Origin of the sequence: Blastomonas sp., assembly GCF_046294995.1 — a bacterium.
GTDB lineage: Bacteria > Pseudomonadota > Alphaproteobacteria > Sphingomonadales > Sphingomonadaceae > Blastomonas.
Genome location: NZ_JBKBOG010000001.1, coordinates 620,731 through 645,782, shown reverse-complemented (window position 1 = coordinate 645,782; position 25,052 = coordinate 620,731). Strand labels below are relative to the sequence as shown.

The following is a 25,052-nucleotide window of genomic DNA, read 5'->3' as shown; positions in this document are numbered from 1 at the left end:
CTCCCTCCTCGTTCCTTGCACTCGGCCAAAATCGGCTCCGTCACGGCGGTGTAATCCCACGTCATCAGGCTCTCAGCGGTTCGGGCACCGGCTCTGCCTCGCGCCGCGATATACGGATCGCCTCTTCCGCGGTGGTCTGGCCGGTGCGGACCAGTTCGCGCGCCGCCGAGCCGAGGTTGGGCGCGTTCAGGAAGGCGTGACGCGAGATGATCGCCTCGTCGCCCCCATCATTGATCAGCCGCCGGATCGTCTCGTCGACCCGCACCGCCTCGAACACGCCGATCCGGCCCGCGAACCCCGTGTGGTTGCACGAATCGCAGCCGACCGGGCGATAGACCACGGTGCCCTTGTCGAAGCCGAGCAGCGAGGCGAGCGAGCCATCGGCCTGAACAGGCTCGCGGCACTCGGGGCACAGCCGCCGCACCAGCCGCTGAGCGACCACCGCGCGCAAGGTCGAGGCGAGCAGGAACGGCTCGATCTTCATGTCGCGCATCCGGGTTATCGCGCCGATCGCATCGTTGGTGTGGACGGTCGAGAGCACGAGATGCCCGGTGAGCGAGGCCTGCACCGCGATCTCGGCGGTCTCGTAGTCGCGGATTTCGCCGATCATCACCACATCGGGGTCCTGGCGCAGGATCGCGCGCAACCCAGCGGCAAAGGTCAGGCCGACCTTGGGGTTGACCTGGGTCTGGCCGACGCCTTCGATCGCATATTCGACCGGATCCTCGACGGTCAGCATGTTGCGCGAACCATCGTTCAACTGCTTGAGGCACGAATACAGCGTCGTCGTCTTGCCCGATCCGGTGGGCCCAGTGACCAGCACGATGCCATTGGGCTCGGACAGCGCCTCGGCGAGGATCTTGTGGGTGCGCGGGCTCATGCCCAGCAGGCCCAGATCCATGTTGGCGTTTTCCTTGTCGAGCAGGCGCAGCACGACTCGTTCGCCCGCGCGGCTGGGCAGCGTCGAGACGCGCACGTCGAGCAGCTTGCCGCCGATGGTGAGGCCGATGCGGCCGTCCTGCGGCACCCGGCGCTCGGCAATGTCGAGCCGCGCCATCACCTTGATCCGGCTGACGATCACCGACGCGACATTGGGTGGCATCCGCAGCTTTTCCTGCAGCACGCCATCCATCCGCATGCGGATGACGAGGCCGGTTTCGTAAGGCTCGATATGGATATCCGACACGCCCTGCCGCGCGGCTTCCGCGATCACCCCGTTGATCAGCCGGATCGCGGGCGCATCGTCGGCGCTGTCGAGCAGGTCCTCGGCGCTGGGCAGGTCGCTCGCCAGCATTTCGAGGTCGCCGCCATCGATGTTCATCGAACTCGCCATCGCCGCGGCATTGCCCTCGACCGCGTAGTGATCGGACAGATAGCGCTCGAACTGCGCCACCGGGGCGAGCTCGACATCGAACGGCATCGCCAGATAGCGCCGTACCTCGAGCAGCACGATCGGGTCGGCGCCCTCGCGCAGCGCGACCTTGAGCCGCCCTTCGGCCTCACCCAGCATCACCACGCCATTGTCACGGGCAAAACCATAGGGAATGTCGAGCATCATCCGCGCCAGGCTGCGGTCGATCGAAAGATCGATCGGTGCATCGACGACATCCAGGGTAGCTTGCGCCCCGCCTGGCCCCCTGTCGGCCCCCTCGCCTGCAACGCCCTTGCGGATTTTCATGGCTGGCCTCCTCCAACCGGCGGCAGTTCGCCAAGCTGGCTCGGCGGCAGCGGCGTGCTGTCGAGCGGCCCGCTGTTCGGCATCGCGCGCGGTAGAATGATCTGGTCGCCCGGCCCCGGAGGCGGCGCGACAGGGATGTTGGCGCCCATATAATCGCGCACGATGGTGTCGAGCGCGGGCTCAACCTTGGGATTGAACTCGATCTGCGCGCCGCGCACATAGTTGTAGCGGCGGGCGGCGATGGCCTGCGCATCCTGCGCTGTCCGCAGGATCGTCGGGCGAATGAACACCATCAGGTTGGTCTTGACCCGCTCGCGCCCGCGCGACTTGAACAACTCGCCCAGGATCGGGATGTCGCCGAGCAAGGGGATTTTCTGGATCGTCCGGCGCTCGTTGTCGTCGAGCAGGCCGCCCAGCGCGATGATTTCCCGGTCAGCCACCGTCACGGTGGTCTTCACTTCGCGCTTGTTGATGATCAGGTCGGCAAAGTCGCTGCTTACCGGGCCGACGATCGAGCTGACCTCCTGCCTGATGTCGAGCTTGACCTGGTTGCCCGCGTTGATCTGCGGCTTGACCTCGAGCTCGATGCCGACATTCTGGCGCTGAATGGTACGGAAGGCGTTGTCGAAATTGCCCGACAAGGCCTCGCCGGTGCTGATCGGGATTTCCTGCCCGAACAGGATCGATCCCTGCACATTGTCGTTCACGGTCAGCGATGGGGTCGACAGGATGTTCGACTCGCTGTCTTCCTGCACCGCGTTGATGATCGCGCCGAGCACGCGGTTGTTGCCGATATCGGCCGCAAAGCCGGTATAGCCACCACGCGCACCGAGCACCCGATTGGCCGCGTTCTGGCGGAGGAAATCGCTGACCTGGCTGTTGGTGCTGGTGGTCACCGTGTCGCCGTCGCGGATCGTGGTCGTCTGGTCCAGCTGACCTGCAAGTAGACCGCCGGCAATATCGAGAATATTGGGCGAGACGTTCGAGAACGGCGTCACGAGGAACGGGATGTCTTTGCCGCCGATCAGGAACTGCACGCCCAGTTCGCGCGCGACGCGGTCCGAGATCTCGACGATGATGGCCTCGACCAGCACCTGTTCCTGGCGGATATCGAGCTGGCGGACGAGCTCGGACAGCGAGCGCTGCACATCGACGGGCGCAGCGATGATCACCGCGTTGGCGCCCTCGTAGCGCGTGATGATCGCCGTTCCGCGGCCGTTGGACAGTCCGACCGCACCGCCGACCGATGCGGGTGCAGCAGCCGGTGCTGCGCCGGTGGCGTTGGCCACTTGCGGCGCGACCGAATTGACCGACAGTGGCTGCATCCCGCTGCTGCCCTGGCTGCCCGCCATCATCTGCAACACCGGCACCAGCTTTTCGGCATCGGCATAATCGAGCCAGATCACGCGGATCTCGCTGCCGTTGGCGGCGCGCGCATCGAGCTCGCGCGCGATCGCCGTAAGCCGGGCAATGGTCGGTGCATCGCCGCGCAGAGCGACGGAATTGCTGCTATCGACCGCAACCACCGAAACCAGAGGCGCTCCGCCGCCGCCCTCTCCGCCCGGCGCGGGGCTGAGCTGCTGCAGCGTCATCGCGATTTCGCGCGCGCCGGCATGGTTCAGCGTGATCACCTGCGTCGTTGCATTGTCCCGATCGATCTGGCTAATCAACGCGCGGATGCGCCTGATGTTGTCTGCATAATCGGCGACGACCAGGCTGTTGCCGCTGCGGTTGGCGGTGATCGATCCTTCGCGGCTGACCAGAGGCCGCAAGGTTTCCACCGCCGTGGTCGCATCGATCGCGCGCAGCCGGAACACCTCGGTGACGAACTCGTTCTGCCCGCCGCGGCTGCCCACCCGGCCCGGCGCAGCGGCCGCGCCATCGGTCGGCTGGATGCGGTACGCGCCGTTGGCGGTCGGCACCGCGATCAGTCCGTTGGCGCGCAGCGTGGAGAGGAAAACCTCGAAATATTCGCTCCGGCTCAGCGGCCGGTCGGTGACCACCGAGACCTTGCCCTGCACCCGGCCATCGATGATGAAGGTCCGGCCCGTGACCGAGGCTGCATCCTCGATAAAGGCGCGGACATCGGCATCGCGGACATTCAGGCTGTGCTGCGCAGCGACAGGAGACGCGAACACGAGCGCGGCGCACAGCGCCAGGGTTGAAATGTGTTTTTTCATGGTTCCGGGATAATCAGGGCAATGGGAAGGGTTTCGGTGCCGCGCTCGACGAGCAGCGAAATGCGGGCACCCGGGCGAAGCTGCCCTGCCAGCGCCGCGCCATCCTGGGCGGAGCTGACCTTGCGGCCATTGATCTCGACGACGATATCGCCTGGCTTGAACCCGGCCTGCGCGAACACCGCGCCATCGGCCTTGGGGGTGACGGCAAAGCCGCTGACACGGCCGTTTTCGGTGCGTGGTGCAAAGCCGATACCCGCAGTGATCGCCTCTGCCGTCAACGGCCCGGCCTGCACCACCGGCAACGACTGCTTGCCGGGTGCAGGCGCAGCGCCAGGGTCGCCCACCGTCGCTGCCGGGACCGACTGATCGATGAACAGGCTTTCGCGCAAGCCCCCGCGCTCCAGCACGACGTGATCGAAGTGCACCTCGACCAGCCTGACGCCGGGTGCAACCTCTTCCCCGACATTATAGCTGCGCTGCACGCCATCGGAGCCTGCGACGATCGCCGAGCCGCCGCCCGAGGCTTCGTTCATCCGCAGGCCGTACAATGTCAGGTCGAGCGAGGTTACCGCCGCGCTGGCATCGCCGGTGGCGGCAGCGCGATCGAACCCGTCGAAGCTGGCAAAAAGAGCGGCGCGCGAGGGTGCCGACATGATGTTGGCGGTGCGCGCCTGCCAGTCGCCCAGGGGTGCGATCGGGGTGACGACCGTCCAGATCAGCCGCGCGACCTGGATGATCAGGACGAAGATCAGCAAAGCCCTCAGCCAGCCATACAGGCCAACGGGCAGATACCGGGAAAGACCATTGGTCTGGCTTGCGAACCTTGCCGACCGGAATCGGGAAAGCGAAGCACCAAGGCCTGTCGGCGTGCCGTTATGGGCCGCTGATGCCACGAATCACTCCCCGTTGCGGGCCGATCCCCTTGGCCCTGCGACGCTGCTAGGCGCAGCGCATGACGGTTGGATTACCAGTTTGTGACAGATATTTGAACGCGGATTCAGCGCTCGCCGGTCGATGACAGCAAGAAGGGGACCGGTTTGCGACCAGCCCCCTTCCGCGTTGATAGGCTTTTCCCGATCGGGAAGGTCAGAACTGCAGCGATGCGCTCACCTGGAAGCCGCGGCCAATGTCATAGGCATTGTTGCGGATCACCGAGCTGTTCAGCTGCTGGAATTCGACATAGTCGGTGCCCAGCAGGTTGCGCGCCTCGAACTTCAGTTCGCCCAGCTTGCCGAACAGGTTGAAGCCTTCACGCCACACGAAGTCGAGGCGCGGTCCGGTGTATTCAACGAAATCGGGCTGCCCGGCGGGGCCACGATTGGTGACGCGGTTGCTGTTCCACGAGATCAGCAAGGTCTGCTGCGAAAGACGGTCGCCCGTGCTTTCCATGCCGAACTGCAGATTGGCGATATGATCGGACTGACCCGTCAGGGCAAACCCGCCCGGACGGAAAATGGCCGTGGCAGGCACCAGGTTTCCGCTGAGCGGATCGGCGATCTGGTCGTCTGCGGTCACTTCGACATTGGAGTTGGTGTAGGTGTAGTTGCCGGCCCACAGCATGCGGCGCTGTTCGAAGAAGGTCCCGCCCAGCACATCGAGATCAAAATACTTCACGACCTCGATTTCCGCGCCGTACAGCGTCGCCTGCGGCGCATTGGCAAAGGTCGTGAAGAAGTTGTCGCCCTGACGGAAACCGAGGTTCTCAATCGGATTGCGGATGTCCTTGTAGAACACTGCCGCAGTCAAACGCTCGTCCTGACCAAAATAATATTCGTAGCGTGCCTCGAGATTGATGAGGCGGCTGTTCTTCAGATAGGGATTGCCGAAGAAGGTGCGGTCGAACTCGAGATCGAGATATTGCTGCGGCGCCAGTTCGCGGAACTGCGGCCGGGCGATGGTTTTCGAAGCGGCAAACCTAAGCTGCATGTCATCGGCAAAGTTCCAGGTCAGCGTCGCTGCCGGGAGCCAGTCGTCCTTCTTGATGTTGGTGGCATCAAGGTTGGAACCGCCGAGGCCGAACAGGTCGAGCGGCGTCACGAACTGGTCGCCGTCTTCATACCGGACGCCAGCCTGCAGGCGCAGGCCTTCCGTCAGCTCCGCCTCGAACTGCAGATATCCTGCATGCACTTCAAGTCCGGCGTCATAGGCGGCAGCGCCGTTGGAACCCGAGGTCTCCACCAGACGAACGTCGTAGGTGTAGACGTTGAAGTCAGACAGCAGAAAGTCTGGCCGTTGCTGCGACACTGCAAACGGCAGAGCGCCCTGCGCACTCAGGAAGCGGAAGTCACGGCGGACCGAGATACGATCGTTCTTGTAATAGGCATAACCACCCGAAAAGGTGATCGGAATGCCGATATCGGCTTCATAGGCCAGATCGAGGTTCGCGCCGTAGACGTTGTCGTCCAGTTCGCTGAAGGCGATCCGCGAGCTTTCGCCAGCCGACTGCAGATCGTTGACGAAATCACCGGCAATCTGGTTGAAGGTGTAATCGAAGGTCCGCTCATACGGCGCGTTACGCTGCGAATTGGCATAGCTGCCGCGGACGTTCAGACGCAGCCTGTCGAACTTCATTTCCCCGACGAACTGGGTATTGAACAGCTGGCGTTCGAACCAGGTGGTCCGGCTGCGGTTGATCAACCGGGTATCGGATACGCGCGCATCAAAGCCCTCGCGGATCGAGGCATCCTTCAAAGTGTCGCGAATGAACAGGTTGGTGAGCTTGAACTTGTGCTCGCCGACATCGGCGGTGAGGCCGAACAGGCCATTGACCACGATCCGGTTTTCCGTCGTGAGGTAGCGGAAATCGATGTCGGGCAGCAGCGTGTCGACGCCGTTGATCGGAACGATGCCCTGCGAGATCTGCTGAATACCACCACGCGTACGCCAGGTGTTGTTGATCCCAGCGGCGCCCACGACCCCGATGTTGACGTCGCCGACCAGAAAGCTGGTGGCGCCGCTGAGCTGTCCAGAAAAGTTGACCGGAATGTCGTTGTTGCGCTGGATCAGCGTGGTGTTGGCGTTGGCAAGGCTGGCGGTGAGATCGCGGATTTCGCTTGCCGAGAAATTGGTGCCTGTGGTGATCGGATTGCCCGACGCAAAGGCGTCAGCCAGCCCGCGCGGCAGGCTGCGGGCGCCATTGTCAAACCCGGTGAAATCGGTCGAGGAGCCGAAATAGGTATAGCCCAGCTGGCCCGTGGTAACCGTGTCGCCGCCGACACCGAATTCGATCTTGAAGAACGGATCGCGGGTCACCGATTTGGTGGTCAGGTTGATGGCACCGCCGCCGAATTCGCCCGGATAATCGACCGAGTAGCTCTTCTGAATGGTAGTCGAGGCGATGACGCTGGTGGGGAAGATATCGAGCGGCACCGTGCGGCGCAGCGGATCGGGCGATGTCAGCGGCGATCCGTTGAGCAGTGCCAGCGAATAGCGCTCACCCAGGCCGCGGACGAACACGAAGCGCCCACCGACGACGCTCAGGCCGGTCACCCGCTGCAGCGATCCGGCGATGTCGCCATCTGCGGTACGCGCGATATCGGCTTCGGAAAGGACCGACAGCACTTCGGCGGTGGCCCGGATCGGGTTGGGAATGAAACGCCCCCGAACCACGATCTCGCTGTTGCCGCCGGCGCCGGGACCCGAGATTTCAATCTCTTCCTGTTCGGCTTCGTTGATCGGCGTATCCGCGCCGCCCGGGTTCTGCGTGACAGGAGCTTCTTGCGCAAAGGCGGCAGGCGAAACAAGCGCCGAGCTGATCATCAGCGAAGCAGCGAACGAAAGCGGCGTCAATTTCGCCATGGGTCCCTCCAAGAATTCATCAAAAAGGGGCGGCGGCGCTTTTCGCCGCCGCCCCGAAACCGGTCAGCGGTTTACAATCAGGCAGTCGGGATGACTGGCACGTTGGTGCACAGCGGGGTGCTGCTGTACAATCCGCAGGTCCATCCCTGGAACCGGGTGTCGGCTGCATCGCGAACGGCACCGATATAGGGCACGTTGACGTAGTAGCTGTTGATCGCGGCGACGTTGAACGCGGGGCGAGCCGTCTCATTGGCGCCGTTGATGAAGATCGCCGACAGCGTCGAGGTGCCGTTGGTCACGTTGTTCGATCCAGCGGTGAACAGCGCCAGCTGGGTCGCCTCGGGCACGTTGCCGTTGGTGCGAACCGGGCTGGGGCAGCTCATGAACACCGATTCAAAGCGCGGCGGACCGGCTTTGTCGGTGGCCGGATTGGCGGCACCCACCGTCACCAGGCTGCGTGCGTCGAAGCAGGTGCCGACACCGGTGAAGATGCTGTTGAAGGCCGAGAAGTCCATGCCGCCACGGATCATCACCGCAGCTTCGTCCTGTGCAGGGCGGATCGAGACGAAGGTGGCGTTCGACATCGACCAGTTGGTGCGCGGCTGCGCATCTTCGTTGCCGTTCGAGTCGCCCTCGATCACGTGGTTGGCGCCATTGGCCTGAATGCCGAGCAGGAACTGATTGAAGCCCTTGTAGCCCAGATCCATGTCGAAGGTGTCATCGTCATTGCCCAGGCCGACGAGGTTGCGTCCGTTGACGCGACCGCCGAACCATTCGATGCCATCGTCCGAGCTGTTGTAGACCTGGATGTTCTCGAAGAACGTGCCCGAGCCGACGCCGGCCAGCGTGATGCCGTTCAGCTCGTTGCCGGGCTGGATTTCGAAGCCGGAGAACCGGATCTGCAGGAAGGACATGCGACCGCTGTTGTCGGTCGGCACCGGGCCGCCATAATTGGCGTTGGTGCCTTCGACCACGCCCGAGCAATCCGTGCGGGTGCCGCCGGGGTTGGTCGGAGCGCCGGTGGCGCAATCAGACAGCGGCGCGCGGCCGAGAATGACCAGACCGCCCCAAAGACCCTTGGAGGTTGCGGTGGCGGTGCCTTCGATGTTGGCACGCGCGGTCATGATGATCGGCTGGGTCGCGGTGCCTTCGGCAAAAAGCTGCGAACCACGGTTGATCAACAGGAAGTCCGAACCCGACGATCCGAAGAAGGTCACGCCCGGCTCGATGGTCAGGATTGCGGCCGTGCCGGTGCTGGCGGTTGGACCGACGTCCGTACCCACCTGAACGCGGCCGGAGAACGAATAGATGGTGCCAGCGCGACGGGGAATGACCAGATTGCTCAAGATGGTGCCGGAAAGCTGGCAGTTGCGGACGACTGCGCCACCGCCCATCGTGATGGTGCCGACATTGGCGGTGCCGCTGGGGCAATCGGCAGCAGGGCCGGTCGGCGTGGGGGTCGGGGTCGGGGTTGGCGTGGGGGTCGGCGTCGGCGTGGGGGTTGGCGTCGGTGCGGGGACAACGATGACACCTTCACCAGGCGAGGCAACGTCGTCCGCGCCGCAGGCGGTAACTACCATGGCCGCAGCCGAAGCCATCAGGACCGAACGAATACGTGCATTAAGCATCTTTGAATCTCCGCAAATCAAGACAGGCGTTGCTGTCGGCTTTTCAGGAACGAAGCGGAGATGAGCTGATTCCACCCCCTGGAACGCCGTTCGAAGGGGCAGATAGGCAGGCAAGATGAACCTGCGGCGCTATTTCAATGACAGTAGCGCGACAGCAATATGACGATTTGGAGTCTTATATGACAGCCATGGGTCAACTGCCCGAAAGCTGTCTCTAAAGTATTGTTCTAAATATGGTTTTCGACAGTCTCTTTGGCAGACAAGTCGGCGCGAGCGTGCTCCGGATGCCCGCTGGCGCCGTGCGGGACTTCGCAATACCGTTGCGAAGTGGCAATTGTGCCACAGGCGCCCGCTCTACCCATGCAAAAGCCCGGCCGAAACGAATTCAGCCGGGCCTTGCGAGCGATCGATATTGATGTGCTGGTTCAGCGGCTGGCATAACCCTGATCAAGACGGCGCAATGCGTGGCGCGCGGCAACCCGGCTGTCCATGATGCGGCCATCCGACAGGATGATGTCGAACGATGACGGAGCGCTGATCGCGGCCTGATAATGCGCGCGCGCGTTGGCCGTGTCGCCCATCTTGGCATAGGCCAGGCCCATGTTGATCAACCTTGCGGGATCGCGGCGGGCAGCCGGTGAAACCTGTTTTTCTGCGGCCTGCATCTGTTCGAGCGCGACCGGGTAATTGCCCTGCAGCAGCGCGGCATAGCCAAGCGTGCCTGCGTCATAGCCGATTTCACTCGCCGCCGCCCGGTTCTGCACAGGCTGGGCAAAGCCAGGCGCAGCCATCCCGAGGGCGGCCACAGCCGCGATTGCGATAACTTTGGTGTTCATGTCATCTGGTCCTTTCTCAACGTGACAGATGGAATGCTATGCCTATGTGACACCCAATGCAATATCTTTGTCACAAACATTACGCTTAAATGTCATATTTCTGTAATTTACAAAATGTGGGCAGATTTCCGGCCACCGTCACACGCACGACACATGACTTGATCATCACCCGCACGCGCTGTCCGATCCGGACAGAACATTACCGGGGAGAGGACGTGCCATGACGATGAGGATCGATCGCAGACTGCTGATCAAGGGTGGCACGATCGGGCTTGCCGCGCTCGCCATCCCCGGCGCGGCGCAGGCGCTGCTTTCCGGTCGCGGTTTTACGCATGGGGTCGCCAGCGGTGAGCCTTCGGGCGATTCGGTGCTGCTGTGGACGCGTTTCGTCGCCGACAGCGATACCCGGCTGACCGCAGAGCTATCCCCCTCTCCCGATTTCACCCGGCCTGTCGCCGGCGGATCGGTGACCGCCAGCGGCGCGCGCGACCATATCGCCAAGCTGACCGTGTCAGGCCTGAAGCCCGACAGCTGGTATTACTATCGCTTCATCGCCGCCGACGGCAGCACCTCGCCGGTCGGGCGTACCCGCACGCTCCCGGTTGGCGAGACGACCGCTTTCAACATCGGCGTGTTCTCCTGCTCGAACCTGCCCTTCGGCTGGTTCAACGGCTATGCCCATGCTGCCGCGCGCAACGACATCGATCTGGCCGTCCATACCGGCGATTACCTCTATGAATACGGTCTGGACGTATACCCGACGCTCAGCCAGGCGGTCCCCGGCCGCAGCGTCCAGCCCGACCACGAAATGGTGACTCTGGCCGATTACCGGCTGCGCTATGCCAGCTATCGGCTCGATGCCGATCTGCAGCGGCTGCATCAGGTGGTGCCGATGATCGCGATGTGGGACGACCACGAGATCGCCAACGATGCGTATCGCGACGGCGCGCAGAATCACCAGAGCGCGACCGAGGGCGACTATATGGTTCGTCGCCGGATCGCCGAGCAGGTCTATCGCGAGTGGATGCCGGTTGCCGATCTGGCGCCTGCCGATACCCTCTGGAAAAGCTACCAGATCGGCGACCTCGCCACGCTGATCCGCACCGAAAGCCGCTTGTCGGGACGCGACAAGCCAGCCGAGCTGGGCGAAGCCCTGGCCGGGCGCGCTGACATGGCCGCCGCCCTGGCAAGTTTCCGTGATGGCACATGGGTCGATCCCGATCGCCGCATGCTGGGCGAGGATCAGGCGCGCTGGCTTGGGGATCAGTTCAAGGCTTCCAAGGCGGCGGGTACGCGCTGGCAGGTCTGGGCGCAGCAGTGCGTGATGGGGTCGATGAAACTGCCGCTGGAAACCGCAGACTGGGTGCCCAAGGATGCCCCTGCGATCGTGCGGACGCGGTCGGCCGCCGGGATTGCCGCGAGCAAGGCCGGACTGCCGTTCAACATGGACGCATGGGATGGCTATCCCGTCCAGCGCGAGGCATTGCTCAAGTCCGCGCAAGCTGCAGATGCCGATCTGGTCGTGCTCTCGGGCGACAGCCACAACGCATGGGGTTTTGATCTCGATGCCGACGGCAAGCCCGCCGGTGTCGAGTTTGCAGGTCATGCGATCAGTTCGCCAGGGTTCGAAGCTTATGCACCGACGATTGCACCGGACGATGTTGCAGGCGCACTGGTCCGCGCCAACCCCCAGCTCAAATGGGCTGACACCAGTTCGCGCGGCTATATGACGCTGTCCCTGACGCAGCAGAGCGCCACCGCGCACTGGCACAAGCTGCGCACGATACGCGAGCGCAGCACCGATCTTGCCGGGTCGACCAGCCTCAGCGTTGTGCCCGGTCGGCGGACCATCGCCATGCCTGGCTGACGGCGAAGGCGCTTTCCTGGAGGCGGCGTGGATCGACCGCAGTACGCCGTTGGTCGATTGTGACCTAACGTCTGCCGAAAAGCTTTGCCCGCACATCAGACACGTCTTAGGTTGGTGCCATCGTCGCAACCCGCTGTCATGGCTGGAAATTGCGGCCGCCCGCCATCCGGGCTCAGCTGACTTTACGGGAGCAATTCATGATCAAATCGATTCTGCTGGCATCGGCAGCGCTCGTCGCGCTGACGACCGCTCCGGCACAGGCCCATGGCACCACCGCCGACGGTCCCGACATCGACCTGCTGATCCAGGGCGAAGCCACTGGGGATGCCCCCATGACCGGCACCCCCGATGCCGAGGGCATCACCACCACCGCGCGCGACTATTGGGGCACCTGGGGCGTCGACACCACCGTGATGAACCCGGCGGTCAAGCCGGGCGACGACTTCTATGCCTATGTCAACGGCAAGTGGCTCGACAGCTTCCAGATCCCAGCCGATCGCGGCCGTTATGGCGCGTTCACCCTGCTCGCCGAAAAGTCCGAGCAGCGCGTGCGCAAGATTATCGACGAGCTCGCCGCAACGAAGCCCGACCCGTCGACCGGCGCCGGCAAGGTGGCGGCATTCTATAACGCCTATCTCGACACCGCCGCGATCGATGCGGCCGGCCTTGCCCCTGCCCAGCCCTATCTCGACAAGATCAAGGCGGCAAAAACCCGTGAAGACCTGGCGAAGCTGTTCGGCACGCCCGGTTTCCGCAGCCCCGTGGCCGGCTTTGTCGATATCGATTCCAAGCAGACCGACACCTATATCTTTCAGGTAACCCAGGCAGGCCTGGGCCTGCCCGACCGCGATTATTATCTGGTCGACAGCGAGGCGAACCTGAAGATCCGCGAAGGATACATGACCTATCTGACCTTCCTGATGGGCAAGGCCGGATATGCCGACCCTGCGGCCACCGCCAAGACGGTGTACGACCTGGAAAAGGCGATGGCGGCCGAGCATTGGGATCGCGCCGTCGGTCGCAACCGCAACCTCACCTACAACAAGCTGTCCAAGGCCGAGATGGTGGCGCTGGGCGGCGGTTTCCCGGTCCAAAGCTTCCTGCAGGCGATCAGCGTCGACGGGCAGCAGGAATTCATCGTCCGTCAAGTGACCCCGACGGCCGAGGAACTGGCTGCCGAAAACATGACGGCGGAGCAGGCGGCAAAGCTTGGCGGCGGCATCCCCGGCCTGTTCAGGCTGGCCAACACCGCGCCGATTGCAGCGTGGCAGGCTTGGCTGACCGCCGGTTTCCTCTCGAGCAACGCCAGCGTGCTGCCTTCGGACATCGATAACGCCAACTTCGCCTTCTACGGCACGGTGCTGGGCGGTCAGGAAAAGCAGCGCGAGCGCTGGCAGCGCGGCGTCGGGGCTGTCGAAGGCACGATGGGTGAAATCGTCGGCAAGATCTATGCAGACCGCTATTTCCCCCCCGAGAACATGGCGGCGATGAACGAGCTGGTCGAAAACCTGCGCAAGGCGATGGCCGCCAACCTGGTCGAGATCGACTGGATGGGCGAGGCCACCAAGGTCGAGGCACGCGAGAAGCTGGCCAAGTTCATGCCCAAGATCGGCTATACCGAAAAGTTCGAAACCTATGACAGCCTGAACATCACACCCGGCAAGGCGCTCGACAACGTCATCGCGGCCACGACATGGGGCTACAAGGACAACATCGCGAAACTGGGCAAGCCGATCGACAAAACCGAATGGTTTATGCTGCCGCAGACGGTGAACGCCTATTACTCGCCGCCGCGCAACGAGATCGTCTTCCCCGCCGCGATCCTGCAGCCGCCATTCTTCAACCTCTCGGCGGACCCGGCGGTGAACTATGGCGCGATCGGCGGCGTCATCGGGCACGAAATGGGCCATGGCTTCGACGATCAGGGCTCCAAGTCGGATGGCGACGGCATGCTGCGCGACTGGTGGACGCCTGAGGATCAGGCCAACTTCAAGAAGCTGACCAGCGCGCTGGTGGCGCAATACGGCGCGCTCTGCCCGCTCGACGACGGCAAGACCTGCGTCAACGGAGCGCTGACCCTGGGCGAGAACATCGGCGATGTCGGCGGTCTGTCGATGGCCTACCGTGCCTACAAGATCCATCTCGATGGCAAGGAAGACAAGGTGATCGACGGGTTCACCGGAGACCAGCGCTTCTTCATGGCCTGGGCACAGGTGTGGCGCAACAAATCGCGCGAACAGCAGCTGCGCCAGCAGCTGCAGACCGATACCCACTCGCCGCCGAATTACCGCGCCAACGGCACCGTGCGCAACTTCGACGAATGGTACAAGGCGTTCGATATCAAGCCTGGCGATGCGCTCTATCTGCCGCCGGAAGAGCGCATCCGCATCTGGTAACGGACGCAGCGCAAGACGAGCATGCAAAAGGGGCGCTGTCATTGCCGTGACAGCGCCCCGAACTTTTGGCGATCTCGCTCTTTAACTCGACGAGGTCGGCGCTCAGTGCGTTCTGAGCTTGCCGAAATGCGTCTCGAGCAGCGCCTGCATCTTGTCGGCGGCATCGCGAAGCGCAGATTCTGCCTGGCCCGCGTTGCCTTTGACCGTGACCGGCTTGCCGCCCTCGGGACGCGCCTCGAGCGTGCAGACAATATCGTCGCTGCCGCCGCGCGGACCGTTGACGTCTGCCAGATGGATTTCCACCCGGCTCAGCCGGCTAGAAAAGCGGTTCAGCCGCGAAACGACGATCTCTTCGGCCTGTGCGGCCAAGGCCTCGTCGCCGGTGATGCGGTTGTCGGTGTTAAACTGGATCAGCATGAAGCTTACCTGACCTTTCTGGAGCGTTCGAGGACGGGGCGGTGCCCTTCGGCATCCAGCGCACCCATCGGCGGATTGTGACTGCTCGGCTCGCTGATGCGACCGGTGCCGGCCGTATCGGTCTGCCGATCGAGATACTCCGCATCGTCAGGATTTTCGCCCTGCTGCTTGAGGTTCAGCGCGTTTTCAGACAGCTCGGTCTGGTCTGGCGCAGGCGGCGCTTTTTCGGTTTTCTTGGTCATGTGACACTAACGCACTGAGCCCATTGGAGGTTCCTCTGCCGTCGTGCTGCGAGAGGCGGCAGCGGTGCGGGCCAAAGCCCTCCCCCTTGGTGGGGGAAGGTTGGGTGGTGGTGATCTCTCCGGATTGCGCGAACGGTGCGACGCCGTGCCGTGGGCATTAGGCCGCACCATCACCCTCACCGCTGCAACCAGGCAGCAAGCTGCCAAGTTTCGCTGCCGCTCCCATCAAGGGAGAGGCGGCGCGCGGTCGCCGTTAGCGCGCCGCAGTCTCGGTTGGGCGGGTCGTCATGGTCGGGTTGCTGACACGCCAGATGATGCCCGCCACGTCGTCGGTCACCAGCAGTGCGCCACGCGCATCGATGGTGACATCGGTGGGACGGCCGCGGGCGGATCCATTGTCGCTCAGGAAGCCGGTGAGCACGTCGACCGGCAGCCCGCCGGTGACTTCGTTCTGGGCGTTGCGGGTGACGGCAGGGCGACCGTCTTGACCAAACGGCACGAACACGACCTTGTAGCCCGACGCCGGCTTGCGGTTCCACGATCCGTGCAGCGCGACGAACGCGCCGTTGGCGAATTTGCCGCCGAGCGTCGCGTTGCTGGCAAAGGTCAGTCCCAGAGGCGCGACATGGCTGCCCAACGCGTAATCAGGCCGGCGGGTGTATTCGCGCAGTTCCTGACGGCGCGGCTCGACGCGGAAATCCTCGTAGCCGCCCCAATAGTTCCACGGCCAGCCAAAGTGCATCCCTGCCTCGACCCTGGTCAGATAATCGGGGACCAGATCCGAGCCCAGCATGTCGCGCTCGTTGACCACAGTCCAAAGTGCGTCGGTGGTCGGCTCCCAGGCGAGGCCCACGGGATTGCGCAGGCCAACCGCGAAGTTCCGCGCCTTGCCGGTGGCAAGGTTGATCTCGATGATCCGCGCGCGTCCCCTTTCGACCTCCAAACCCTTTTCGGCGATGTTGGTGGCAGAGCCGATCGCGACATACAGCCGGGTACCATCGGCATTGGCGAGCAGATTGCGGGTCCAGTGGTTGTTGGGCTTGGCTGCGGGCATATCGATGATCTTGCGCCCAGCGCCCGAGATTTTCACCTGGCCGGGGGTATAGGGATAAGCCATCACCGCATCGGTGTTGGCGACGTACAGCGTCTCGCCGACCAGCGCCATGCCATAAGGCGAGTTCAGCCCTTCGAGCAGCACCGTCTTCGATTCGGCCCTGCCATCGCCATCGGCATCGCGCAGCAGCGAGATGCGGTTGGCCGACGGAACCCCTGCACCCGCCTTGTTCATCAGCATCCGCATGATGAAGCCCTCGATACCCTTGTTCTCGCGCGGCGGGCTGTTGGTTTCGGCGACAAGCACGTCGCCGTTGGGCAGCACCAGCATCGAGCGGGGATGGTCGAGTTCGTCGGCAAAACGGACGACCGAAAGCCCCTCGGCCGCGACGGGCGCTTCATTCGCACGCCAGACATCGACCTCGGCGACGTTGATCGTCGGGAAGGTTTCCTTGCGCGGCGGCAGGATCGTCGGCGACGGACCGCTCACCGCCGCAATATCGAGCTCGGCGGTGTCGCCGCTCAGGAAATACCAACCTGCCCCGCCGACGATGGCGGTGGTCAGGCCCAGAAAGATGAGGATGTTGCGTGCTTTGTTGGTCATGCCCAACGAATTAGGGGGCGCAGCCTTTGCGCGCAAGCGGGTTCACCCGGTATAATCGGGCAGCGAATGGAATGCGGTCTTGAGCGCGTCGCTCCACTGGTCGGCGATCAGGTTGTAATACGGATCGCTCCCCAGAATACGGCGGTTGCGTCCGGCAAAGCTGTTCGATGCATAGATTTGCAGATCGAGCGGAAGATCGACAGAGAGGTTGGCCTTGATCGTCGAATCGAACGACACCATCAGCAGCTTGATCGCATCGTTGAACGACATGTCGCGGTCATAGGCGCGGACCAGGATGGGCCGGCCGTATTTGGTTTCGCCGATCTGGAAGAACGGCGTGTCGTCGCCCGCCTCGATGAAGTTGCCTTCGGGATAGACCAGGAACAATTTGGGATCCATGCCCTGGATCTGCCCGCCGACGATCATCGATGCGCTGAACGAGGAGGTCGCTGTTTCGCCAGCAATAGACCTCGTCCGCAGGATTTCATCGCGCAGCGCCTCGCCGATCAGCCGCGCGACCTGGAACATCGTCGGCGCTTCCATGATCGAAGGCTTGCGCTCGTGCGGTACCTTGGTGCGCTCTTCGAGCACGCTGATCACGCCCTGGGTGGTCGCCAGATTGCCCGCCGTCATCACCGTGATGTAGCGGTCGCCCGGCTTTTCCCAGGTGAACATCTTCTTGAACACGCTGATGTTATCGACACCAGAATTGGTGCGGGTGTCCGACATGAACACCAGTCCCTTGTCCAGGCGCATCCCGACGCAATATGTCATAGGAGCGGCCTCCCCCTTTGCTCTCATGTGGTTTATAAGGGGCCAAGCGCAACTAACGGTCAAGCGCGAATGCCGCCCTGACCGCAATGTCTGTGCAAAAAGCTGTTATTGCTGCGCGTGAACCTGTTGCACCGTCAACGTGACATTCATCGCCTCGTTCCCCTTGCCGAAGGTAATTCCTCCGATCGGGGCGGCTTCGCGATAGTCCAGTCCGGTGGCGACGCGGACATATCGCTCGTCGGGCGAATAGCCGTTGGAGACGTCGAAGCCGATCCAGCCGAGCCCATCGACATGCACCTCGGCCCAGCCATGCCCGGCATCCTGATCGATCCTGTCGTTCATCAGCAGATAGCCGCTGACATACCGTGCGGGGTAGCCCAGCATCCGGGCCAATGCGATGAACAGATGGGCGTGGTCCTGACAGACGCCGTGCCCGGCATTCAGCGCCTCTTCCGCCGTTGTGGTCGCGCCGGTCTGGCCGACCTCATAGGCTACCCCGCTGCGTACCAGCTCTGACAGGGCATGCAGCCGTGGAACATCGCTATCGGCCGCGCCGGGGTCGTCGAACTGCCGCAGCAGCTTGCGGATCGCGGGCCCGGGCCGGGTGAACGGCGTTTCGGTACAGAAATACCACAACGGCGCCGACCCGCCATGCTGGCCGACCATCCCTGCGTGATCGCTGGTCTCGACTTCACCCTCGCAATGGATGATGACCTCGTGCTGGTGCGGGTTGAAGCTGAACAATTCGACATGGTTGTTGTGGTGATCGATATAATCGACCTGCTTCGAGCCGCCCTCGACCTGCGTCTTCCAGCGCACCACGCGCTGCCCGGCGGAATCCTTCGGAATCATCCGCAGCCGCTGCAGGGCATAGGGCATAGGGCTGTCGTAATTATAGGATGTTCGGTGAACGATATGCAGACGCATGAGTGACCCGTAACCCTTCGTGACCTGACCGCCCCCCGCCAGGAACTAAATACACCAGAAACTACATGTAAAAGCGGAATTCCTGCTCGATCCTTGCAGAAATGGCGTTGTTGCGCTTGATGAAATCCTGAATGAACTGGTGCAGGCCGTTGTCGACGATCATGTCGATATTCGCCGTCTCCAGATCCCGCCGCAGCGCGCAGGCAAGTGCCAGGCTTTCGCCGTCGGTGCCGTATTCGCGTGAGATCGCCTCGAGCGCGCTCGCCATCCGGCCCGCGCAGAACGACAGCGAACGCGGCATCACCTGATCGAGGATCATGAACTGGGCGATGTTGCGCGGATTGGTTTCGCCCGGGTTCAGCCAGCGGAACGCGCGATAGGCCGAGACCGAGCGCAAAATCGTCTCCCACTGCACGTTGTCGAGGCTCGAGCCGACATAGGACAGCGAGGGCAGCAGCACGTAGTATTTGACGTCGAGAATGCGCGCGGTGCTGTCCGCGCGCTCGACGAACGCGCCCAGCTGCGCGAAGAAATAGATGTCGTTGCGCATCATGGTGCCGCTCTGCGCGCCGCGCACCAGTGCGCTTTGCTGGCGGATGAGGCTGAGCACATCGGGAAGATCATTGTCCGAAATCTGAGTGCGCAGCCCCTCCTTCAGCGTCATCCAGCACTCGTTGATCGCCTCCCACACCTCGCGGGTCAGCGCGGTACGGACCAGACGGGCGTTGTTGCGCGCGCTCTCGATCACCGACAAAACGCTCGAGGGGTTGGTCTTGTCGCGCAGCAGGAAGTTGATGACGCTCGATCCGTCGACCTTGTCGTAGCGCTGGGCATAGGCCCGGCGCACGCCTGCGGTGGTTAGCACCGATCCCCATTCGTCCTCGGCGGCTTCCGAGCGGGTCAGCGCGATACGGAAGCCCGCATCGACCAGCCGGGCGATATTTTCGCTGCGCTCGAGATAGCGCTGCATCCAGAACAGGCCGCCTGCGGTTTTGCCCAGCATCAGCGGGCTCCTTGTGGCGTGAGCGCGCGCGTCATTCGTCGAGCACCCAGCTGTCCTTGGTGCCGCCACCCTGGCTTGAATTGACCACCAACGACCCTTTTTTCAGCGCCACCCGGGTAAGCCCGCCCGGCGTGATGTCGATACCATTCGGCGAGACGAGCACGAACGGGCGCAGATCGACATGACGCGGGGCCAGCCCCTGGCGCGTCATGATCGGCACGGTCGACAGCGACAGCGTGGGCTGGGCGATATAGTTGCCGGGCCGCGCCTTCAGTTTGTCGCGGAACGCGGCAAGCTCGCGCCGGTTGGCCGCAGGCCCGACGAGCATGCCATAGCCGCCCGATCCATGGACTTCCTTGACCACGAGCTCGCTCAGATGCTCGAGCACATAGGCAAGCGAGTCCGCTTCGGAACAGCGCCAGGTCGGCACATTCTCCAGGATCGCCTTTTCGCCGGTGTAGAATTCGATGATCGCAGGCATGTAGCTGTACAGCGCCTTGTCATCCGAGATGCCGGTGCCGGGCGCATTCGCGATGGTGATGCCGCCTGCGCGGTAGACATCCATGATCCCGGGAACGCCCAGCGCCGATTCCGGGCGGAAAGTCAGCGGATCGAGATAATCGTCGTCGACCCGGCGATAGAGCACGTCGATCGCGCGGTACCCTTGCGTGGTGCGCATCGCGACGCGCCCGTCAATGACGCGCAAATCATGCCCCTCGACCAGTTCGGCGCCCATCTGGTCGGCCAGAAAGCTGTGCTCGAAATAGGCGCTGTTGTGGATGCCCGGCGTCAGCACCGCGATCTCGGGCGATCCGTTGCACGCGCGCGGCGCGCTGGCAGCCAGCGAGCGGCGCAATTTGCGGGGATAATCGGAAACCTCGCGCACCTTGTTCTTGCGGAACAGCTCCGGGAACATGTGCAGCATCGTCTCGCGGTTCTCGAGCATGTACGACACGCCCGACGGGGTGCGTGCATTATCCTCGAGCACATAGAACTGGTCGGGACCGGTGCGCACGATATCGACGCCGATGATGTGGGTATAGATGCCGCCAGGCGGGTCCATCCCGATCATCTGCGGCAGATAGGCGTCGTTCTTGGCGATCAGCTCGATCGGAATGCGGCCCGCGCGCAGGATCTCCTGCCGGTGGTAGATGTCGTAAAGAAACGCGTTGATCGCGCGCACCCGCTGCTCGATCCCGCGGCTGAGGCGGGCCCATTCGCGGCCGGAGATGATGCGCGGCACGATGTCGAACGGGATCAGACGTTCGCTGGCTTCCTCCTCGCCATAGACCGCGAAGGTGATGCCGGTGCGACGGAAGAATTTTTCGGCGTCGCGCGCCTTGATCCGCAATCTGCCGGCGTCCTGCGCGCTGTACCAGGCACAAAACTCGTCATAGGGCGCGCGCACCGAACCATCGGCCCGAAGCATCTCGTCAAAGTGCGGTGTGTCCCCTGTCATTGACACAAGATGTGACAGCTATTGTGCACTGCCGCAAGGCTGGAAATGCACGGATTGCACCTGTTCTGCCAGTGCCACCTCGGGACGGGTGAACTTGCCATAGCGGGCCATTGCGTGTGTATTGCGCGCCGACCATGTGGAAGGACGACACAGCTTGAAGACAATGACAGGTTTCGCGCTCGCAGCAGTGCTGCTGCTGGCAGGCTGCGGCCCCGCCGAAAAGAGCGCCGATGATGCTGCAACGGCCCCGATTCCCGAATCGCGGCCCGATGCGGTGAACGACCGCTTTGCCCGGCTGGCACTGACCTGCGTCCACAAGGAATACCCCAACAAGATCTCGCACGTGATGAACGATGCCGACGACGCGCGAACCCCAAGCGCGCTGACCCCGGCGTTCTATGGTTGTTTCGATTGGCACAGCTCGGTCCACGGTCACTGGCTGCTGGTACGCATCCTCAAGACCGATCCGCAGTCGCCGATGAACCCTGCGATCCTCGCCGCGCTCGACCGCAGCTTCACCCAAAGCAATATCGCCGCCGAGCTCGCCTATCTCGATGGCGAGGGCCGCAAGGGGTTCGAGCGGCCTTATGGCACTGCGTGGCTGCTGCAACTGGTCGCCGAACTCGACGAAAGCGATGACCCGAAGCTGAAAGCCTGGCGCGAGACGTTGCGCCCACTCGAGGAGCGGATCGTCGCCGAAACGCAGGAATGGCTGCCCAAGCTTGCCTATCCGATCCGGCTGGGCACCCACAACCAGAGCGCCTTCGCGTTCGGCCTGATGATCGACTATGCGCGGCAGGTGGGCAATACGGCGTTCGAAAGGCAACTCGCCGACAAGACGCTGGAATTCCACGGGGCTGACGTGAACTGCCCTCTTGCCTATGAGCCATCGGGCGAGGATTTCCTCTCGCCCTGCCTGATGGAAGCAGACCTGATGCGCCGGGTGATGCCGCAGGCGGACTATGCCGCGTGGTTGGCTAAGTTCCTGCCACAGATTCCGGCGGATGGCTCGGGCGGGTGGCTCAAGCCCGGCGAGGTGCGCGACCCCACCGATGGCAAGCTCGTCCACCTCGACGGCGTGAATCTCTCCCGTGCATGGGCGATGGAAGGCATCGCCAGCGCGCTAGCGACGGGGGATGCGCGGGTTCCTGCGCTACTGGCGGCATCGAAAGCGCACGCCACCAGCGGGCTCGCTGCGGTCAGCGCCGACAATTACGAGGGCAGCCACTGGCTCGGCAGCTTTGCGACGTATCTGACGACAAGGCGGGGAATTGCCGCGCGGTAAGTCAGCGCGCAACCCGGTCTCCTGCGAAGACAGGAGCCCATCTCGTGGCAGATGCAACGGCTCAAGAGCTCAGGAGATGGGCCCCTGCCTTCGCAGGGGACCGGTAAATGCTAAATCCCCCGCCAATACTTAAAGCCGTTCTCCGCCGAACGCCGGAGCCCAGGAGTCGGATTACACTGCAACCGCCCTGGACCCCGGCGTTCGCCGGGGAACTAGAAGTCTGTCACTCCACCGTCAGCTCGAGCTGCCCGTCGCCGTCCTCGACCTTGACCGTCGAGCCGTCGGGAATCTCGCCGCGCAGCAGTTTGTCCGCGAGCGCGTCCTGCAGGTAGCGCTGAATCGCGCGCTTCAAGGGACGCGCACCGTAGACCGGATCATAGCCGACCCGGCCCAGCCATTTCTTGGCGCTCTCCGACAGGTCGATGGTGATCTTGCGATCCTTGAGCAGCCGGGCGACGCGCGCGACCTGGATGTCGACGATCGGCGCCATATGCTCCTCGCCCAGACGGTGGAACAGGATGATCTCGTCAAGCCGGTTGAGGAATTCGGGGCGGAAATGGCCGCGCACGATTTCCATCACCTGCGGTTCGACATCCTTGACCTTCTGGTCCTCGGTCATCCCGGCGAGGTACTGGCTGCCGAGGTTCGAGGTCAGGATAATCAGCGTGTTCGAGAAATCGACCGTACGGCCCTGACCATCGGTCAGACGGCCATCGTCCAGCACCTGCAGCAGCACGTTGAACACATCGGGGTGCGCCTTTTCGACCTCGTCGAATAGCACCACCTGATAGGGCCGCCGCCGCACTGCCTCGGTCAGCACGCCGCCTTCCTCATATCCGACATAGCCCGGAGGCGCGCCGATCAGCCGCGCGACCGCATGCTTTTCCATGAACTCGCTCATGTCGATGCGGACCATCGCGTTGTCGTCATCGAACAGGAACCCCGCGAGCGCCCGCGTCAGCTCGGTCTTGCCGACACCCGTGGGGCCGAGGAACAGGAAGCTGCCCAACGGCCGGTTGGGGTCCTGCAGACCCGCGCGCGAACGCCGCACCGCCTTGGCGACGGCCTCGACCGCCGCGGCCTGGCCGATCACCCGCTTGCCGATATGCTCTTCCATCGCCAGCAGCTTCTCGCGCTCACCCGCAAGCATCCGCTCCATCGGGATGCCGGTCCACTTGCTGACCACCGCGGCGATATCGTCCTCGGTCACTTCCTCGCGCAGCATCGCGCCTTCGGTGAAGGTCGCAGCTTCCTCGATCTTGCGCTCGAGTTCGGGGATGCGCCCGTAGGACAGCTCGCCAGCGCGCGCGAGGTCTCCATTGCGCTGCGCCTGCTCGAGTTCGATGCGCAGGGCATCAAGCTCTTCCTTGAGCCGCGCTTCGGCGTTGATCTTGTCCTTCTCGCCCTGCCATCGCGTCGTCAGTTCCGCCGACTGCTGCTCGAGATCGGCCAGATCCTTCTGCAGCGTGACCAGCCGATCCTTCGACGCGGAATCGCTCTCGCGGCTCAACGCCGAGGCTTCGATCTTGAGCTGGATGATCTTGCGGTCGAGCCCTTCGATTTCCTCAGGCTTGCTCTCGACCTCCATGCGGATGCGGCTTGCGGCCTCGTCCATCAGGTCGATCGCCTTGTCGGGCAGGAAGCGGTCCGAGATATAGCGGTTGGACAGCGTCGCAGCGGCAACCAGCGCGTTGTCGGTGATCCGCACGCCGTGGTGCAGCTCGTACTTTTCCTTCAAGCCGCGAAGGATCGAGATCGTGTCCTCGACATTGGGCTCGCCGACGAACACCGGCTGGAACCGCCGCTGCAGCGCGGGGTCCTTCTCGACGTGCTTCTGGTACTCGTCGAGCGTCGTCGCGCCGATGCAGTGCAGCTCACCGCGCGCCAATGCGGGCTTGAGCAGGTTCGAGGCGTCCATCGCGCCCTCGCCTTTGCCTGCGCCCACCAGCGTGTGCATTTCGTCGATGAACAGGATGATCTCGCCGTCGGCGCCCTTGACCTCGTCGAGCACCGCCTTCAGCCGCTCCTCGAACTCGCCGCGATACTTCGCGCCCGCGATCAGCGAGCCCATGTCGAGCGACATCAGACGGCGGTCCTTTAGGGAATCGGGCACGTCGCCATTGGCGATGCGCAGCGCCAGCCCTTCGGCGATCGCGGTCTTGCCGACGCCGGGCTCGCCGATCAGCACGGGATTGTTTTTGGTCCGCCGCGCGAGGATCTGCACCGTGCGGCGGATTTCCTCATCGCGCCCGATCACCGGATCGAGCTTGCCCTCGCGCGCCGCCTCGGTGAGGTCGCGGGCGTATTTCTTCATCGCTTCGTAGCTCTCCTCGGCGCTGGCCGAATCCGCCGAGCGGCCACCGCGCAACGTCTCGATCGCGGTGTTGAGTGCTTCAGGGATCACGCCGGCCTTGGCCAGTGCGTCGCCCGCCTTGGTCCCCTTGGCGAGCGCGAGCGCGAGCAGCAGGCGCTCGACGGTGACGAAGCTGTCGCCCGACTTGGTCGCGACCTGTTCGGCGCTGTCGAGCAGCCGCACCGCGTCATTGTCCAGACCCGGCGTCTGCTGCGCCCCGCCGCCCGAGACGGCGGGCACCTTGGCGAGCAGCGCATCGACTTCCTGCACCGCAACCGGTGCATTACCGCCAGCGCGCTGGATGAGACCAGCCGCCATGCCCTCTGTGTCTTCAAGCAGCGCCTTGAGGATATGTTCGGGACTGATCCGCTGGTGGCTCATGCGGATCGCCACGGTCTGCGCCGACTGCAGGAAACCCTTGGCGCGATCGGTAAATTTTTCGAGGTTCATGGGAGTGTCTCCGCCCTATCTGTGCCCTTGCCAAGCAGACATAGTGTTGCATCTTTGCAACGCAAGGGGTGCAGATGGCACATGCTGCGTCTTACGATAAAT

Annotated in this window: 17 protein-coding genes; 3 read left to right on the top strand and 14 right to left on the bottom strand. The window is 63.4% G+C overall.

Translation table 11 applies throughout. From position 1 onward, the window contains the following. Positions 1–64 precede the first annotated feature (64 nt). From gspE to ACK4R0_RS02915, 6 genes are all read right to left on the bottom strand, one after another. Entirely contained in the window at positions 65–1,558 is a 1,494-nt protein-coding gene (gene gspE / locus ACK4R0_RS02940) for a type II secretion system ATPase GspE (protein ID WP_409670884.1), read from the bottom strand. A gap of 116 nt (positions 1,559–1,674) precedes the next feature. After that, positions 1,675–3,858, bottom strand: coding sequence for a type II secretion system secretin GspD (gene gspD, locus ACK4R0_RS02935; RefSeq protein ID WP_409669938.1), 2,184 nt, complete (start codon positions 3,856–3,858; stop codon positions 1,675–1,677). Then, on the bottom strand, positions 3,855–4,751 hold the full coding sequence (locus ACK4R0_RS02930) for a type II secretion system protein N (RefSeq protein WP_409669935.1): 897 nt from the start codon (positions 4,749–4,751) through the stop codon (positions 3,855–3,857). Before ACK4R0_RS02930 ends, gspD begins: the two co-directional genes overlap by 4 nt. Before the next feature lie 193 nt (positions 4,752–4,944). Beyond that, positions 4,945–7,656 (bottom strand): TonB-dependent receptor domain-containing protein, encoded by a 2,712-nt coding sequence (locus ACK4R0_RS02925; protein WP_409669932.1) that lies wholly within the window; start codon positions 7,654–7,656, stop codon positions 4,945–4,947. Between the two features lie 77 nt (positions 7,657–7,733). Continuing rightward, a complete protein-coding gene (locus ACK4R0_RS02920) occupies positions 7,734–9,236 on the bottom strand; it encodes a hypothetical protein (RefSeq protein WP_409669930.1) in 1,503 nt (500 codons plus the stop codon). A 473-nt stretch (positions 9,237–9,709) separates the two neighbouring features. Continuing rightward, complete coding sequence (locus tag ACK4R0_RS02915; RefSeq protein WP_409669927.1) at positions 9,710–10,120, bottom strand: tetratricopeptide repeat protein; 411 nt, start codon at positions 10,118–10,120, stop codon at positions 9,710–9,712. A 220-nt stretch (positions 10,121–10,340) separates the two neighbouring features. Here ACK4R0_RS02915 and ACK4R0_RS02910 point away from each other — a divergent pair, with 220 nt between their 5' ends. Next, positions 10,341–11,987 carry an alkaline phosphatase D family protein gene (locus ACK4R0_RS02910; protein ID WP_409669924.1) on the top strand — a complete coding sequence of 549 codons (1,647 nt, stop codon included), beginning with the start codon at positions 10,341–10,343 and terminating at the stop codon, positions 11,985–11,987. 197 nt (positions 11,988–12,184) lie between these two features. After that, the gene (locus ACK4R0_RS02905; protein ID WP_409669921.1) at positions 12,185–14,383 is read left to right on the top strand and encodes a M13 family metallopeptidase; all 2,199 of its coding nucleotides are present in this window, start codon (positions 12,185–12,187) and stop codon (positions 14,381–14,383) included. Positions 14,384–14,485: 102 nt separating this feature from the next. Here the strand turns inward: ACK4R0_RS02905 and ACK4R0_RS02900 are convergent, their stop codons facing one another. The 7 genes from ACK4R0_RS02900 to ACK4R0_RS02870 all read right to left on the bottom strand — a co-directional run bounded on the left by ACK4R0_RS02900 (position 14,486) and on the right by ACK4R0_RS02870 (position 20,862). Then, positions 14,486–14,800 (bottom strand): HPF/RaiA family ribosome-associated protein, encoded by a 315-nt coding sequence (locus ACK4R0_RS02900; protein ID WP_409669918.1) that lies wholly within the window; start codon positions 14,798–14,800, stop codon positions 14,486–14,488. A gap of 5 nt (positions 14,801–14,805) precedes the next feature. Beyond that, positions 14,806–15,042, bottom strand: a complete 237-nt coding sequence (locus ACK4R0_RS02895; protein WP_409669915.1) for a hypothetical protein — start codon at positions 15,040–15,042, stop codon at positions 14,806–14,808. A gap of 253 nt (positions 15,043–15,295) precedes the next feature. Further along, positions 15,296–16,699, bottom strand: a complete 1,404-nt coding sequence (locus ACK4R0_RS02890; RefSeq protein WP_409669912.1) for a PQQ-dependent sugar dehydrogenase — start codon at positions 16,697–16,699, stop codon at positions 15,296–15,298. A 42-nt stretch (positions 16,700–16,741) separates the two neighbouring features. Further along, positions 16,742–17,473: a peptidase gene (locus ACK4R0_RS02885; RefSeq protein WP_409669910.1), complete on the bottom strand. Its 732-nt coding sequence runs from the start codon at positions 17,471–17,473 to the stop codon at positions 16,742–16,744. 105 nt (positions 17,474–17,578) lie between these two features. Continuing rightward, positions 17,579–18,400 (bottom strand): transglutaminase domain-containing protein, encoded by an 822-nt coding sequence (locus ACK4R0_RS02880; protein ID WP_409669907.1) that lies wholly within the window; start codon positions 18,398–18,400, stop codon positions 17,579–17,581. 61 nt (positions 18,401–18,461) lie between these two features. Continuing rightward, positions 18,462–19,403, bottom strand: coding sequence for an alpha-E domain-containing protein (locus ACK4R0_RS02875; RefSeq protein ID WP_409669904.1), 942 nt, complete (start codon positions 19,401–19,403; stop codon positions 18,462–18,464). A gap of 31 nt (positions 19,404–19,434) precedes the next feature. Then, positions 19,435–20,862 (bottom strand): circularly permuted type 2 ATP-grasp protein, encoded by a 1,428-nt coding sequence (locus ACK4R0_RS02870; protein ID WP_409669902.1) that lies wholly within the window; start codon positions 20,860–20,862, stop codon positions 19,435–19,437. Between the two features lie 163 nt (positions 20,863–21,025). Here ACK4R0_RS02870 and ACK4R0_RS02865 point away from each other — a divergent pair, with 163 nt between their 5' ends. After that, entirely contained in the window at positions 21,026–22,147 is a 1,122-nt protein-coding gene (locus ACK4R0_RS02865) for a DUF2891 domain-containing protein (protein ID WP_409670881.1), read from the top strand. 223 nt (positions 22,148–22,370) lie between these two features. On the opposite strand, the gene clpB is transcribed toward ACK4R0_RS02865, so the two are convergent. Continuing rightward, on the bottom strand, positions 22,371–24,950 hold the full coding sequence (gene clpB / locus ACK4R0_RS02860) for an ATP-dependent chaperone ClpB (protein WP_409669900.1): 2,580 nt from the start codon (positions 24,948–24,950) through the stop codon (positions 22,371–22,373). Between the last annotated feature and the right edge of the window lie 102 nt (positions 24,951–25,052).

Excerpts from the sequence above, each read along its gene's own strand:
- gspE (WP_409670884.1), bottom strand. The coding sequence starts at position 1,558 with ATGATGCTCGACATTCCCTATGGTTTTGCCCGTGACAATGGCGTGGTG.
- gspD (WP_409669938.1), bottom strand. The coding sequence starts at position 3,858 with ATGAAAAAACACATTTCAACCCTGGCGCTGTGCGCCGCGCTCGTGTTC.
- ACK4R0_RS02925 (WP_409669932.1), bottom strand. The coding sequence starts at position 7,656 with ATGGCGAAATTGACGCCGCTTTCGTTCGCTGCTTCGCTGATGATCAGC.
- ACK4R0_RS02920 (WP_409669930.1), bottom strand. The coding sequence starts at position 9,236 with ATGGTAGTTACCGCCTGCGGCGCGGACGACGTTGCCTCGCCTGGTGAA.
- ACK4R0_RS02915 (WP_409669927.1), bottom strand. The coding sequence starts at position 10,120 with ATGAACACCAAAGTTATCGCAATCGCGGCTGTGGCCGCCCTCGGGATG.
- ACK4R0_RS02910 (WP_409669924.1), top strand. The coding sequence starts at position 10,341 with ATGACGATGAGGATCGATCGCAGACTGCTGATCAAGGGTGGCACGATC.
- ACK4R0_RS02905 (WP_409669921.1), top strand. The coding sequence starts at position 12,185 with ATGATCAAATCGATTCTGCTGGCATCGGCAGCGCTCGTCGCGCTGACG.
- ACK4R0_RS02900 (WP_409669918.1), bottom strand. The coding sequence starts at position 14,800 with ATGCTGATCCAGTTTAACACCGACAACCGCATCACCGGCGACGAGGCC.
- ACK4R0_RS02895 (WP_409669915.1), bottom strand. The coding sequence starts at position 15,042 with ATGACCAAGAAAACCGAAAAAGCGCCGCCTGCGCCAGACCAGACCGAG.
- ACK4R0_RS02890 (WP_409669912.1), bottom strand. The coding sequence starts at position 16,699 with ATGACCAACAAAGCACGCAACATCCTCATCTTTCTGGGCCTGACCACC.
- ACK4R0_RS02885 (WP_409669910.1), bottom strand. The coding sequence starts at position 17,473 with ATGACATATTGCGTCGGGATGCGCCTGGACAAGGGACTGGTGTTCATG.
- ACK4R0_RS02880 (WP_409669907.1), bottom strand. The coding sequence starts at position 18,400 with ATGCGTCTGCATATCGTTCACCGAACATCCTATAATTACGACAGCCCT.
- ACK4R0_RS02875 (WP_409669904.1), bottom strand. The coding sequence starts at position 19,403 with ATGCTGGGCAAAACCGCAGGCGGCCTGTTCTGGATGCAGCGCTATCTC.
- ACK4R0_RS02870 (WP_409669902.1), bottom strand. The coding sequence starts at position 20,862 with ATGACAGGGGACACACCGCACTTTGACGAGATGCTTCGGGCCGATGGT.
- ACK4R0_RS02865 (WP_409670881.1), top strand. The coding sequence starts at position 21,026 with ATGACAGGTTTCGCGCTCGCAGCAGTGCTGCTGCTGGCAGGCTGCGGC.
- clpB (WP_409669900.1), bottom strand. The coding sequence starts at position 24,950 with ATGAACCTCGAAAAATTTACCGATCGCGCCAAGGGTTTCCTGCAGTCG.